Genomic DNA, 16354 nt, shown 5'->3' on the forward strand with positions numbered 1-16354 from the left:
TAAATAGATAATGAAAATTGAAATTACTATTTAACAAAGGAGGAAGAAATGGAAAATTTAAAACGTTTGTTGCTTGTCATTATGATGATGCTCATTGGATTACCACTGCAGTCTTTCATTAATATTAATGAAACACAGGCAGCAACGAGTGGTGTCCCCCCCGCAGCATGTACTAAAACGCTGACAGGTACATCATCTGTGCCAAAAGTTACGCTGAGTCCCAAGCCTTTAGATTTAGTTTTTATTTTAGATTCTAGTGGTTCATTTACTGCTAATATGCCTAAAGTAAAAACTATGATTACAACAGCTATAGACAAATATGTTCAACCAGCAGATGGCGATAGAACAATGGTTACAACATTCCAGGGGGTAAAAGATAATATATACCAATCCCCTGTAGGTACAAATTATGATGCATATACAGAGGGTAATTTCAAAATTACGACGAACAGTTCTAAATTAACATCTGATATTACATCTGTTAAGAACTTTGTAAATGCTGTAACGCCTTCGGGTGGTACACCTACACCAAGTGGTGTGACGCAAGCGTTAAACGATTATAAATCGATTGCGGGAACAGCTACTGACAGACAAACAGTATTTGTGTTAATTACTGACGGAGTAGTTAACGTTAATCCTAAAACTGGGAATGTAGAGAAAAATGCTACATTTGAACAGGCTTATGTAGATAATTTTAAATCTGTAAGCACAGCGATAGGAACGTATTATGATTCTTACTTAGGAGTATATTACACTCAATACCGATGGGCGAGATACAATGCAACTACTGGTGCATTTATAAGGTACGAATATATCAATGATTACCCTGGGACAGTAAATGATCAGTTTTATAATCCGACGAACGGAGTATGGGATTATATATATCCATATGAAACTTCACAAGACTGGAAGTCTAGACTAAATGACTTAACAGTAGCAACAACATCATTAAAGACTGCTTATCCTAATGCAGAACTAGTAGTGGGATTCCTTGAAGATAGGAATGCGTTCTCGAATATGAACCAATATGGTCCATTATATGAGTCAACAATGCGTCCTCAAATTCAAACTGCGCTTCAAAGTTATGCAACGGAACCAAGTTATTACATTAATACAGGAGATCCAACAGCATTTGTAAATCAGTTATCAGCTGCTATTAGTAATGCAGTTCAATCGGTATCTTCGACAGGTACATTTACTTTAACTGATGGTTATAAGATGAGCACGATGACTCTCATTAATAAGACAACAGGGGCTAGAATCCCATTAACATTTACACAAAATGGTACAACAATTACAGTAAATCAGTTTGATTATGATGGTTCGGATTATAGTTTGGAGTTTACAACTGAATTATTAGACCCAGATAAACTGATAATTGATGCAGATCCATCAGCAGATGAAATTGGACCTACTTTATTAGGTAATCTTACAATTGGTACACAAAAAGTTACAATACCGAAATTTGGTCCATCAGCGGCGGATACGTATCAATACTTTAACTGTGAAACATCAGTTAAGAAATCAGTAAAGAAAGCAACTGAAACAGCTTATAAAACACCAAGTACAACTTTAGATAGTGGAACACAAACATTTACATTCTCTAACGATTATTTGTTTAACAGATCTCCATTAGCTTGGTCAACAAGTCCAATATTATATGACAAAATTGATCCGAGATTAGAAATATTAGATGTAAAAGTAATCGCTCGTGATAGAACAGGTGCATCATCAGTTCCTTTTACATTAGGGTCAAGTGCGATTACAACGACGAACAATGAAGTAAGAATAACATTACCTCCAGATGCGGATGGTAAATTTACAAGTTATTTAAGTGATCAATACAAAGTATTGATTACTGCTAAAATTAAACCTGAATTTGCTCAAGATGGTGCTTTATATGATCAAATCGTTGCAAATGGTATTCCGAATCAGGCAGAAATTATTACAACAATTTCAGGAACAACAACTAAGCAATCTTTAATTTCAAATGAGGTTAAAGTATTCGCTCCGGATCAAAATCCATTACCAGTGAAGTTCCAAAAGAATGGTGTACTACCAGATGGTACGAAAAAAGGAATACCAGGTGCAGAATTCAAATTAACACCTGTGACGACTTATGAAGATGCAACAGGTAAAATAGTACAAGTTAATAATGGTACTCCTGTCACAGCGACTTCAGGTGCGAATGGTCAAGTTATTACACCTGATGTAATGCCGGGGGTATATATTTTAGAAGAGACAAAAGCCCCTCCAGGTTACACATTAGATGCAACAAAACGAAAATTGACTGTAAACAGTGATGGTACATATACTGTTGTAACAATTGATGCATCAGGTAATGAAGTGCCAGCAGCAAGTCCGCTGGTTATTGATAATAAACAACAAAAAACAAGTATTGATTTAGTAAAAACATCAAACGTATCTACTGTGACAAAAGCAGGAGATGTCGTAACATATACTTTCAAAGTTACGAATACAGGTGAAGTTGCACTTTATAATGTTAAAGTTGACGACCCGATGTTTGGTGCAGGCATTACGCTTGATAAAACAACACTCAATCCAGGAGAAACAGCTATTGGTACGATATCTAAAACAATCACTCAAAATGAAATTAATGCAGGGGATATCATTAATACGGCTGTTGCTACAGGAACACCACCTGGAGATTTAACACCTCCGAAAGATACGGATAAAGTAACGATTACCACACCAGATACACCAGCAATCACTTTAGATAAAGCTGCTGATAAAACAACAGTAAAACAAGGTGATGTTGTAACATATAGCTTTACAATTACTAATACTGGAAATGTTACGCTGACAAACGTAACATTAAATGATCCAATGTTAGGTGGAACTGTATCTGTTCAGAAAACAACATTATTACCTGGGGAATCAACAACAGGTACAGCAATTTATACAATTACAGATAAAGACGTTGCAAATGCTACAATTGTGAATACAGCGACAGTTACTGGTAAACCTCCAGTAGGATCAGATGTTACTTCAAAAGATACCGAAACAATTACGCCAAAAGTTACACCAGGGATTACTTTGGATAAGGAATCGGAGAATACATTAATTACGCAACCAGGACAGACTATCAATTATAGATTTACAGTTACAAATACAGGTGATGCTACATTAACAAACGTAGTAGTTACTGACCCAATGTTCCCTGATGGGATTCAGTTAGCACAAACAACATTAGCACCTGGAGAATCAACAATTGGAACATCAGAACATATTGTAACACTGGCAGAATTTGATAGTGGAAAGGTATCTAACACAGCAAAAGCCACAGGTACACCGCCAAGTGGCAACCCACCAACATCGACTGATACAGTGGACGTACCTACAGAATTAATACCTACTATTAAATTAGAAAAGAATACAACAGCAACATCAGTTAAAGAAGGCGATAAAGTAACATATAACTTCGTGATTACAAACACGGGTAATACTACTTTAAATAACGTTAAATTAACTGATCCAATGTTGGGTGGTAATGTAACGATATTAAAAACAACATTAGCACCAGGTGAAACAACAACAGGAACAGCTGTTTATACAGTTACAACAGCTGATATGTCAAAAGACAATATTACGAATACAGCAAAAGTAGATGGAACAGATCCTAAAGGTACGACAGTTAGTGACAATGATGAAGTTATTGTTACTCCAGATGGTAAACCAGGGATTAATTTAGATAAATCAACCGCAGTAGATAATGTTTCTAAAGCCGGCGATATTATCGATTATCAATTTAAAGTTACGAACACTGGAGATACAACATTAACAAATGTAACTATTACAGATCCAATGTTCCCATCAGGCGTAACGTTAGCAAAAACAACATTAGCACCAGGTGAAACGACGACAGGTACGGCTAAACATACAGTAACGCAAGATGAAATCAATAATGGCGAAATTAATAACAAAGCAGTCGTTACAGGAACACCACCGAGTGGAGAGCCACCTACTTCAAGTGATGAAGTAACAGTACCAGCGATTGGTACAGCGACGATTGATTTAACTAAGAAAGCAAATGTAACTGAAATTAAAAAAGCTGGGGAATTAGTAACGTACACATTCACTGTAACAAATACTGGAACGACGACATTGACAGATGTCCGTGTTACAGACCCACTTTTCTCTAGCGAAATTACATTAGCAAAAACATCATTAAATCCAGGAGAAACAACAACAGGTACTGCAACTTATTCTGTGAAACAATCAGATTTAGACAAAGGTGATTTACCAAATACAGCATTTGTAATTGGTGATGCGCCTATGAATTTAGAAGATCCTACAGATACAGATAGCGTTACGATACCAGCTGTGAATATGAATGGTATTGATATTGTTAAAACAAGCTCAACTACTGAAATTACAGCGCCTGGACAAACAGTGACATATAACTTTGTAGTTACAAACACAGGTAATACTACTCTTACAGATGTTAGAATCACAGATCCGATGTTCCCGAATGGTGGAATTCTGACTAATAGAACGATAGCTCCGGGAGAATCAACATCTGGAACAGCGATACACACAGTAACTCAAGAAGAATTTGATTCGGGCAAACTTGTTAATATTGCAAAGACAACAGGAACACCACCAAGTGGTACGCCTCCAACAGATACAGATACTGTTGAGATTCCTACAAAGCCAACAACAAGTATTGCGCTAGATAAATCAGCAGGACAAACCATATTACAACAAATTGGAGAAGTCGTTGTTTATACATTTGAAGTAACGAATACAGGTACCGCTACTTTAACTAATGTAAAATTAACAGATCCAATGTTTCCGGAAGGTATTAGTCTTCAAAAGACAACATTATTACCTGGGGAAACAACTATTGCAACAGCATCTAGAACAATAACCCAAGATGATTTAAATAAAGCAAGTTTAGACAATATCGCAACAGTTACAGGTACGCCACCAGCTGGCTTAACCCCGCCGACAGCGACGGATAATGTAACAATTCCAACAGAACGAAAACCTGAAATTGAGTTGCATAAGCATGCAGATATTCAAGATGTAGATCATGCTGGCCAAGTTATTACTTATGAATTAGAAATATATAATACGGGAAATGTTACACTTACAAATATTGAATTAATTGATCCGATGTTTGGAGGAGTTATAAACCTTGATACAACAACATTACAACCAGGTGAAACAACGAAAGTTCAATTAGAACATGTTGTAACTCAAGCTGAATTTGATAGTAGAGAAATCACAAATACTGCTAAAGTCACTGGCATTCCACCGGAAGGACCACCAGTAACTTCAGAAGAAACAGAAATTGTTAATACGACGCCGACAACTGCAATATCATTAGATAAAACGAGCGATGTAACTTCGGTTACTCAGGCTGGAGATATCGTCAATTACACATTTGTAATTACTAATACTGGAACAAGTACATTAACAGGTGTTTCACTTAATGATGATAAATTAGGTGGCGCAATAACATTAAAAGATACTGTACTTGCACCAGGGGCTTCGACAACAATTACAAAATCGTATACAGTAACACAAGAAGATATTAATAATGGAGAGATTTTAAATACAGCAACAACAACAGGTACACCACCAACGGGATTAACGCCACCAACAGCAACAGACGATAATAAAGTCGTTGCGGCAGGTAATCCGGCAATTGAGATTGTGAAGACTGTCAATACACAAACTTATAAATTAGGTGATACACTGATATACAAATTTGTTGTTACAAATACGGGAAATGTAACATTAACTGATGTAAATGCGGATGACTTATTCGTGGGTCAACATATAAATTTAGATAAGACAATATTACAACCTGGTGAAACGACAACCGCAACAATGGAATATGAAGTAACACAAGAAGATGTAGATAGAGGTAATATTCGAAACCAAGCAGTAGTAGAAGGTACGCCTCCTGGAGATTTGGAACCGCCACATGATGATGATAGCGTAACTGTAACAACTGATCGTTCAACAGCAATCACGTTAGATAAATCAGCAGATTTAACAAGCGTAAAAGTTGGCGATACAATCACGTACACATTTGACGTCAAAAATACAGGAACAACGACATTAACGGACGTAGAAGTTAATGACCCAATGTTCCCAGAAGGCATCACATTATTAACAACAACATTAAAACCGGGCGAGTCAACAACAGGAACGGCAACAAAAGTGGTAACACAAGAAGATATCGACGGTGGCAAAGTAACAAATACAGCAACAACAACAGGCACACCGCCAGGCAACTTAACACCGCCAACGGCGACAGACACAGTAGAAGTACCAACAGACCAACAAGCAGCAATTGATTTAGAGAAAACATCAGACGTAACAAGCGCTAAAGTTGGCGACACAATCACGTACACATTCACGGTAACGAACACAGGAACAGTGACATTGAAAGATGTTAAAGTAACTGATGCGATGTTCCCAGAAGGTATCACGTTAGCAACAACAACATTAAAACCAGGAGAAACAACAACTGGAACAGCAAGTAAAGTAGTAACGCAAGAAGACATTGATGGTGGCAAAGTAACAAATACAGCAACAACAACGGGTACACCGCCAGGTGATACACCAAAACCAACAGATGAAGATACAGTAGAGGTTCCGACGAACCCAGCAACAAGTATCACGATTGACAAAACAACAACAGCGACTGGATTAGTGGTAGGCGAAGCAGTAGATTATACATTTACAGTAACGAATACAGGAAACGTAACATTGAAAGATGTGATCGTGACTGACCCAATGTTTGGTGGCAACATCACATTAGGTAAAACAACATTATTACCAGGCGAAGTAACAACAGGCACAGCGTCACATATTGTGACACAAGAAGAAGTTGACGCAGGAAAATTAAGTAACACGGCGTTAACAACAGGTACACCACCAGGCGACTTAACACCGCCGACGGCAGAAGATACAGTCGTGATAACGCAAGACGGATCAACAGCAATCACGTTAGATAAATCAGCAGATTTAACAAGCGTAAAAGTTGGCGATACAATCACGTACACATTTGACGTCAAAAATACAGGAACAACGACATTAACGGACGTAGAAGTTAATGACCCAATGTTCCCAGAAGGCATCACATTATTAACAACAACATTAAAACCGGGCGAGTCAACAACAGGAACGGCAACAAAAGTGGTAACACAAGAAGATATCGACGGTGGCAAAGTAACAAATACAGCAACAACAACAGGCACACCGCCAGGCAACTTAACACCGCCAACGGCGACAGACACAGTAGAAGTACCAACAGACCAACAAGCAGCAATTGATTTAGAGAAAACATCAGACGTAACAAGCGCTAAAGTTGGCGACACAATCACGTACACATTCACGGTAACGAACACAGGAACAGTGACATTGAAAGATGTTAAAGTAACTGATGCGATGTTCCCAGAAGGTATCACGTTAGCAACAACAACATTAAAACCAGGAGAAACAACAACTGGAACAGCAAGTAAAGTAGTAACGCAAGAAGACATTGATGGTGGCAAAGTAACAAATACAGCAACAACAACGGGTACACCGCCAGGTGATACACCAAAACCAACAGATGAAGATACAGTAGAGGTTCCGACGAACCCAGCAACAAGTATCACGATTGACAAAACAACAACAGCGACTGGATTAGTGGTAGGCGAAGCAGTAGATTATACATTTACAGTAACGAATACAGGAAACGTAACATTGAAAGATGTGATCGTGACTGACCCAATGTTTGGTGGCAACATCACATTAGGTAAAACAACATTATTACCAGGCGAAGTAACAACAGGCACAGCGTCACATATTGTGACACAAGAAGAAGTTGACGCAGGAAAATTAAGTAACACGGCGTTAACAACAGGTACACCACCAGGCGACTTAACACCGCCGACGGCAGAAGATACAGTCGTGATAACGCAAGACGGATCAACAGCAATCACGTTAGATAAATCAGCAGATTTAACAAGCGTAAAAGTTGGCGATACAATCACGTACACATTTGACGTCAAAAATACAGGAACAACGACATTAACGGACGTAGAAGTTAATGACCCAATGTTCCCAGAAGGCATCACATTATTAACAACAACATTAAAACCGGGCGAGTCAACAACAGGAACGGCAACAAAAGTGGTAACACAAGAAGATATCGACGGTGGCAAAGTAACAAATACAGCAACAACAACAGGCACACCGCCAGGCAACTTAACACCGCCAACGGCGACAGACACAGTAGAAGTACCAACAGACCAACAAGCAGCAATTGATTTAGAGAAAACATCAGACGTAACAAGCGCTAAAGTTGGCGACACAATCACGTACACATTCACGGTAACGAACACAGGAACAGTGACATTGAAAGATGTTAAAGTAACTGATGCGATGTTCCCAGAAGGTATCACGTTAGCAACAACAACATTAAAACCAGGAGAAACAACAACTGGAACAGCAAGTAAAGTAGTAACGCAAGAAGACATTGATGGTGGCAAAGTAACAAATACAGCAACAACAACGGGTACACCGCCAGGTGATACACCAAAACCAACAGATGAAGATACAGTAGAGGTTCCGACGAACCCAGCAACAAGTATCACGATTGACAAAACAACAACAGCGACTGGATTAGTGGTAGGCGAAGCAGTAGATTATACATTTACAGTAACGAATACAGGAAACGTAACATTGAAAGATGTGATCGTGACTGACCCAATGTTTGGTGGCAACATCACATTAGGTAAAACAACATTATTACCAGGCGAAGTAACAACAGGCACAGCGTCACATATTGTGACACAAGAAGAAGTTGACGCAGGAAAATTAAGTAACACGGCGTTAACAACAGGTACACCACCAGGCGACTTAACACCGCCGACGGCAGAAGATACAGTCGTGATAACGCAAGACGGATCAACAGCAATCACGTTAGATAAATCAGCAGATTTAACAAGCGTAAAAGTTGGCGATACAATCACGTACACATTTGACGTCAAAAATACAGGAACAACGACATTAACGGACGTAGAAGTTAATGACCCAATGTTCCCAGAAGGCATCACATTATTAACAACAACATTAAAACCGGGCGAGTCAACAACAGGAACGGCAACAAAAGTGGTAACACAAGAAGATATCGACGGTGGCAAAGTAACAAATACAGCAACAACAACAGGCACACCGCCAGGCAACTTAACACCGCCAACGGCGACAGACACAGTAGAAGTACCAACAGACCAACAAGCAGCAATTGATTTAGAGAAAACATCAGACGTAACAAGCGCTAAAGTTGGCGACACAATCACGTACACATTCACGGTAACGAACACAGGAACAGTGACATTGAAAGATGTTAAAGTAACTGATGCGATGTTCCCAGAAGGTATCACGTTAGCAACAACAACATTAAAACCAGGAGAAACAACAACTGGAACAGCAAGTAAAGTAGTAACGCAAGAAGACATTGATGGTGGCAAAGTAACAAATACAGCAACAACAACGGGTACACCGCCAGGTGATACACCAAAACCAACAGATGAAGATACAGTAGAGGTTCCGACGAACCCAGCAACAAGTATCACGATTGACAAAACAACAACAGCGACTGGATTAGTGGTAGGCGAAGCAGTAGATTATACATTTACAGTAACGAATACAGGAAACGTAACATTGAAAGATGTGATCGTGACTGACCCAATGTTTGGTGGCAACATCACATTAGGTAAAACAACATTATTACCAGGCGAAGTAACAACAGGCACAGCGTCACATATTGTGACACAAGAAGAAGTTGACGCAGGAAAATTAAGTAACACGGCGTTAACAACAGGTACACCACCAGGCGACTTAACACCGCCGACGGCAGAAGATACAGTCGTGATAACGCAAGACGGATCAACAGCAATCACGTTAGATAAATCAGCAGATTTAACAAGCGTAAAAGTTGGCGATACAATCACGTACACATTTGACGTCAAAAATACAGGAACAACGACATTAACGGACGTAGAAGTTAATGACCCAATGTTCCCAGAAGGCATCACATTATTAACAACAACATTAAAACCGGGCGAGTCAACAACAGGAACGGCAACAAAAGTGGTAACACAAGAAGATATCGACGGTGGCAAAGTAACAAATACAGCAACAACAACAGGCACACCGCCAGGCAACTTAACACCGCCAACGGCGACAGACACAGTAGAAGTACCAACAGACCAACAAGCAGCAATTGATTTAGAGAAAACATCAGACGTAACAAGCGCTAAAGTTGGCGACACAATCACGTACACATTCACGGTAACGAACACAGGAACAGTGACATTGAAAGATGTTAAAGTAACTGATGCGATGTTCCCAGAAGGTATCACGTTAGCAACAACAACATTAAAACCAGGAGAAACAACAACTGGAACAGCAAGTAAAGTAGTAACGCAAGAAGACATTGATGGTGGCAAAGTAACAAATACAGCAACAACAACGGGTACACCGCCAGGTGATACACCAAAACCAACAGATGAAGATACAGTAGAGGTTCCGACGAACCCAGCAACAAGTATCACGATTGACAAAACAACAACAGCGACTGGATTAGTGGTAGGCGAAGCAGTAGATTATACATTTACAGTAACGAATACAGGAAACGTAACATTGAAAGATGTGATCGTGACTGACCCAATGTTTGGTGGCAACATCACATTAGGTAAAACAACATTATTACCAGGCGAAGTAACAACAGGCACAGCGTCACATATTGTGACACAAGAAGAAGTTGACGCAGGAAAATTAAGTAACACGGCGTTAACAACAGGTACACCACCAGGCGACTTAACACCGCCGACGGCAGAAGATACAGTCGTGATAACGCAAGACGGATCAACAGCAATCACGTTAGATAAATCAGCAGATTTAACAAGCGTAAAAGTTGGCGATACAATCACGTACACATTTGACGTCAAAAATACAGGAACAACGACATTAACGGACGTAGAAGTTAATGACCCAATGTTCCCAGAAGGCATCACATTATTAACAACAACATTAAAACCGGGCGAGTCAACAACAGGAACGGCAACAAAAGTGGTAACACAAGAAGATATCGACGGTGGCAAAGTAACAAATACAGCAACAACAACAGGCACACCGCCAGGCAACTTAACACCGCCAACGGCGACAGACACAGTAGACGTACCAGTTGAGATTGTTATTGTTCCAACAACAGAATTACCAACAACAGAATTACCAACAACAGAAGAACCAACAACAGAATTACCAACAACAGAAGGACCAACAACAGAATTACCAACAACAGAAGAACCAACAACAGAAGGACCAACAACAGAAGAACCAACAACAGAAGGACCAACAACAGAAGGACCAACAACAGAAGAACCAACAACAGAAGAACCAACAACAGAAGGACCAACAACAGAAGAACCAACAACAGAAGAACCAACAACAGAAGGACCAACAACAGAAGGACCAACAACAGAAGGACCAACAACAGAAGGGCCAACAACAGAAGGACCAACAACAGAAGAACCAACAACAGAAACTTATTCAATCAGTGATTTAGTTTGGAATGATGTAAATCAAGATGGAATTCAAGATGCAAATGAAGGTGGTTTAGAAGGAATCAATGTGATTTTAACGAAACCAGATGGTACTAAAGTTACAGTAGTGACTGATAAATATGGACATTACATCTTTACAGGATTAGAGAATGGTGTGTACACTATCGAATTTGTAATTCCAGATGGATTTAAAGGATCTCCAACGGGTCAATCAACACCAGATAAAGATTCAAATGGTAATATTACTAAAGTAGTTATTAATAATAGTAGTGATAATAGTGTTGATATGGGTATGTATGAGAAAGGTAGCGGTGGTACACCAACAACAGAATTACCAACAACAGAATTACCAACAACAGAATTACCAACAACAGAAGGAGCAACAACAGAATTACCAACAACAGAATTACCAACAACAGAAGAACCAACAACAGAAGAACCAACAACAGAAGAACCAACAACAGAATTACCAACAACAGAAGAACCAACAACAGAAGAACCAACAACAGAATTACCAACAACAGAAGAACCAACAACAGAATTACCAACAACAGAAGAACCAACAACAGAAGAACCAACAACAGAAGAACCAACAACAGAATTACCAACAACAGAAGAACCAACAACAGAAGAACCAACAACAGAAGAACCAACAACAGAAGAACCAACAACAGAAGAACCAACAACAGAAGAACCAACAACAGAAGAACCAACAACAGAAGCACCAACAACAGAAATACCAACGACAGAAATACCAACGACAGAATTACCAACAACAGAAACACCAACAACAGAATTACCAACAACAGAATTACCAACGACAGAATTACCAACGACAGAATTACCAACGACAGAATTACCAATGACAGAATTACCAACAACAGAATTACCAACAACAGAATTACCAACGATTGAAATTCCAGAAGGACTTAATCCAATAGTGACTCCTGTTACAAAACCAGCAGTAGAAGTGCCTAATAAACCTACTTTACCTGAAGATAATATCGTCAATATTATTCCTAAAGGTACAGAGGACGATGGTATTTTACCTGACACTGGTGAGGCATTGAAACATACGGGATTAGTAGGATTAATGTTCCTTGCATTAGGTGGATTACTTTTGGTATTACCAAGAAGAAAAAATTAATAGAAAACATATTAATTTTAAATGACTATCTCAAATGAGATAGTCATTTTTTTAACTAATTGTGTAAAATTTAGCCAAATGGGTATTATAAAAAATATAAAATTCGATTGGGGCGATAGAATATGAACACTCCTGAAGAACAAGTTTATTTAGTGTACAAATCATTATATACAGCAATGATAAATGAAGATGTTGATAGAATAAATCAGTTAATGATGGAAGGTAGTTTTTTAGTCCATATGACGGGATATAAACAACCTAAAAGGGAGTGGTTAAAAGCAATCGAAGATCAATCGATGAAGTATTTTTCGAGCTTAGAAGAAAATATTGAAATTATGATGAAAGATAAGAAAGCAACATTGATAGCGCAAAACAGAGTTGATGCTAATATTAATGGAATGAGAGATACGTGGCCGTTAGAATTAACGATTTATATGGTAAAATTTGAAAAGAACTGGATGATATCACATATAGATGCAAGAGCATACTAAATTTTTAATAATTTAATAGTAAATAATATTGACAGTATCATCACTTTATTATAAGATTGATATTGTCTTATTTGGAGGAATACCCAAGTCCGGCTGAAGGGATCGGTCTTGAAAACCGACAGGGGCTTAACGGCTCGCGGGGGTTCGAATCCCTCTTCCTCCGCCATTATTTAGACTAATATAATAATATATATAATGAATGACTCAATTAATTTTGAGTCATTTTTTTTTTTGAATTCTGTTATAATGATAGAATATTCAGAAAATATTAGAGGTGATGAGATGATTATTGAAGACATCATAATTAAAAGACAGGTTTCACAGCTCAAAAAGCCTTTTAAAACGGCATTAAGACAAACAGATGTTATTGAGAGTATCATCGTATTTATTAATACTGACAGAGGATTAGGTGTCGGAGAAGCAGTGCCTACTCCCGCAATCACAGGTGAAACATTAGAGAGTATTGTAGCTGCAATAAAATGGATTAAGGCACGGTTAATTGGTATGAGAGTTGCATCAGATTTATTGATGGAGATACAAACAGCTATTGTAGGAAACACAAGTGCTAAGGCGGCATTGGATATGGCGATATACGATTTGTTATCACAAGAAGTAGGACTTCCCCTCTATCAATATTTGAATAAGAAATCGGAATTACAAACCTTATCAACAAGTCATACTGTTAGTTTAAATGGTGTCGGCGAGATGACACATGACGCAGCTAGTTATGTAGAAGAAAAATTTGAATCGCTAAAAGTTAAACTTGGAAATGATGTTGATTTAGATTTGGCGAGAATTCACGCAATCTATGATGTCGTACCTGATGTGACTTTGTCGATTGATGCGAATCAAGGTTGGAGTGAGGAGGAAGCTATTCGTTTCATTGAATATTTAAACCATGAGAAGATTCAAGTGGATTGCATTGAACAACCTTTATATAGGAAAGATTATTTAGCATTGAGTCGACTTGGACAGCAGAGCGATATTCCGATTATGGCAGATGAGAGCTTGTTTGATATGTATGATGCAAATGTGATTGCAGAACTTGGGGGCGTATCATGGTTTAATATCAAGTTGATGAAGTCAGGTGGAATATATGGGGCACTTAGAATTCATCAAGTAGCACAAGCAAAAGGGATTCAGTGTATGCTCGGTTCAATGATGGAGTCGCATATTGCTTTAACTGCTGCGATGCATCTAGCAATTGCCCTGGAAATAAATAAGATAGATTTCGATGCACCGTTTATGTTGAAGGAGAAACTGATAATAGGTGGAATTTCATACGATGGTCCTAAAGTAAGTTTGACTGATAGAGTGGGTTTAGGTATCGATAACAAAGCATTATGGGAGGCGTTAATCGATGACGAAAGTTTGTAGTGTTCCGGTAAGTACCGTTTGGCGTAGTATTGATAAAGTGCGAGATATTGATAATGATGCAACGAGTTATCCTACGAATATTCAAAAATGGTTACTGAGTTTAAATTTAGAACAAAAATTATCTTTTTGTGAAGATTCTAGAATAGATACACAACTATTATACGGAGAACCACTTGAGATCCTTGAAGACATAGGTGATTGGTGTAAAGTCGTGTGTATTGAACAAGTGTCAGAAAGTGATGACCGTGGTTATCCAGGGTATATCCCAAAATCGCATATTGGTGAGATTGAAGGGATGAATCATTCAGTGGGACATGATAATAGATTTGCACGTATCATTATACCTAGAACATTGAGTTATAAAGCTGATGCTCCTTACTATGTGTTTTCATTTAATACAACTTTACCAGTGCATCGAATTGAAGATGCGTTTGTCTATGTATATAGTCCTGATGGAATTTTAAAACTTAAAAAAGAAGCTGTCTCAATACAATCCACGAGATTACCTGAGCAGAACCCAAGTTATAATGCACTGTATGAAGCAGCTTCAATGTATATCGATTTAGGTTATTTATGGGGTGGTATGTCGAGTTACGGTTATGATTGTTCAGGCTTTGTATATCATATGTACCGTCATATTGGAATTGATTTACCAAGGGATGCTCATGAGCAATACTTTGCAACAACGCCTATTGATAAGAGTGAGCTGTTACCAGGTGACCTTGTTTATTTCTCTAACGATAAAGACATAGATAAAATATCACATATCGGAATTTATATTGGGAATGGCTTTATGATACATTCGCCGAACACACCACTTTCAATAGAAGAAAGAACGATTGAATCTGGGTTATATGAAGAAATTTATGTCGGTGCGAGTCGTGTTTATGATTTCACTAATTCTTGAAGATACAACCCAAAGTCATGGAATGCTTGATGAATTTGGATATTTTCATCATTATCAGTGAGTACAACAAAGTTAATAATATTATCTTTGAATCGGACGATACCTGCATCATGATGAACACAATCATAGTCTCCTGTTTTTGTACCGAATTCGATAGACTCATCCGATAGATACATTAATGTCTTATCTTTTAATAACTGTTGTTTCATGATTTGGTACATAGATTCGAATTGCGGATGGTTTTGAATAAGCGTAAGCGTTTGAAACATATCTTGTGATGTTGTGAAATTATCTAAACCCTCAGAGCGACGTTTAGTATCCATCATTTTTCTTTGCAAGATGGTATCTCTTAAATTATTACGCAGGAAATATTTGTTTAATGATTCTATACCAATCCATTCTATAAGAGTATTGGTAGCTCGATTATCACTAGCAATAATCATCAAAGTGACTAAATCAAGTACAGTATATGCCGTCTGTGTTAAGTAAGGTGTAACTCCAGCACCTTCCACTTTCGTATCGATGGGAATAATACGGTCTAAATCACGAATGCGTTCATCGAAAATATATAGCATAATTGGTAATTTGATAAGGCTCGCAGACGGAAAGACTCTAGAAGCGTCTGATTTAAAAAGCAACTCACCGTTCATTGAGATTAACGTACTACTGAAATTATTATTTTGCAAAAACAATTGATTATGATTCATAAAAATCAAGTCCTTTCAAATGCTTGTATATAGTTATCATACAACTTTTTGAAATTAATTTGTGTAAAATAATAATATTTAAATAAAAATATTAATCGTGAAAACCTTTTCAGAAAACCTTTACATACTTG

5 protein-coding genes and 1 tRNA gene are annotated in these 16354 nt (G+C 38.0%); 5 read left to right on the forward strand and 1 reads right to left on the reverse strand.

What is annotated here, in order from left to right; translation table 11 throughout:
* Positions 1–48: 48 nt before the first annotated feature.
* The 5 genes from ACMGE9_RS06770 (at position 49) to ACMGE9_RS06790 (ending at position 15516) form a co-directional block, all read left to right on the forward strand.
* Positions 49–12741 (forward strand): SdrD B-like domain-containing protein, encoded by a 12693-nt coding sequence (locus ACMGE9_RS06770; RefSeq protein ID WP_414042069.1) that lies wholly within the window; start codon positions 49–51, stop codon positions 12739–12741.
* A gap of 122 nt (positions 12742–12863) precedes the next feature.
* Positions 12864–13232 (forward strand): nuclear transport factor 2 family protein, encoded by a 369-nt coding sequence (locus ACMGE9_RS06775; protein WP_414042070.1) that lies wholly within the window; start codon positions 12864–12866, stop codon positions 13230–13232.
* A 73-nt stretch (positions 13233–13305) separates the two neighbouring features.
* Positions 13306–13398: transfer RNA gene (locus ACMGE9_RS06780), tRNA-Ser, on the forward strand.
* A 116-nt stretch (positions 13399–13514) separates the two neighbouring features.
* Positions 13515–14609: a dipeptide epimerase gene (locus ACMGE9_RS06785; RefSeq protein ID WP_414042071.1), complete on the forward strand. Its 1095-nt coding sequence runs from the start codon at positions 13515–13517 to the stop codon at positions 14607–14609.
* A complete protein-coding gene (locus ACMGE9_RS06790) occupies positions 14593–15516 on the forward strand; it encodes an NlpC/P60 family protein (protein ID WP_414042072.1) in 924 nt (307 codons plus the stop codon). Before ACMGE9_RS06785 ends, ACMGE9_RS06790 begins: the two co-directional genes overlap by 17 nt.
* Here ACMGE9_RS06790 and ACMGE9_RS06795 read toward each other — a convergent pair.
* A complete protein-coding gene (locus tag ACMGE9_RS06795) occupies positions 15495–16223 on the reverse strand; it encodes a serine hydrolase (RefSeq protein WP_414042073.1) in 729 nt (242 codons plus the stop codon). The genes ACMGE9_RS06790 and ACMGE9_RS06795 overlap by 22 nt on opposite strands.
* Positions 16224–16354: the final 131 nt, after the last annotated feature.

The sequence above is a fragment of the Macrococcus animalis genome (genome assembly GCF_047425875.1).
GTDB classification, from domain to species: Bacteria; Bacillota; Bacilli; order Staphylococcales; family Staphylococcaceae; genus Macrococcoides; species Macrococcoides animalis.

Bases quoted from the DNA above. Each gene is read 5' to 3' on its own strand.
- ACMGE9_RS06770 (WP_414042069.1), top strand. From the start codon at position 49: ATGGAAAATTTAAAACGTTTGTTGCTTGTCATTATGATGATGCTCATT.
- ACMGE9_RS06775 (WP_414042070.1), top strand. From the start codon at position 12,864: ATGAACACTCCTGAAGAACAAGTTTATTTAGTGTACAAATCATTATAT.
- ACMGE9_RS06785 (WP_414042071.1), top strand. From the start codon at position 13,515: ATGATTATTGAAGACATCATAATTAAAAGACAGGTTTCACAGCTCAAA.
- ACMGE9_RS06790 (WP_414042072.1), top strand. From the start codon at position 14,593: ATGACGAAAGTTTGTAGTGTTCCGGTAAGTACCGTTTGGCGTAGTATT.
- ACMGE9_RS06795 (WP_414042073.1), bottom strand. From the start codon at position 16,223: ATGAATCATAATCAATTGTTTTTGCAAAATAATAATTTCAGTAGTACG.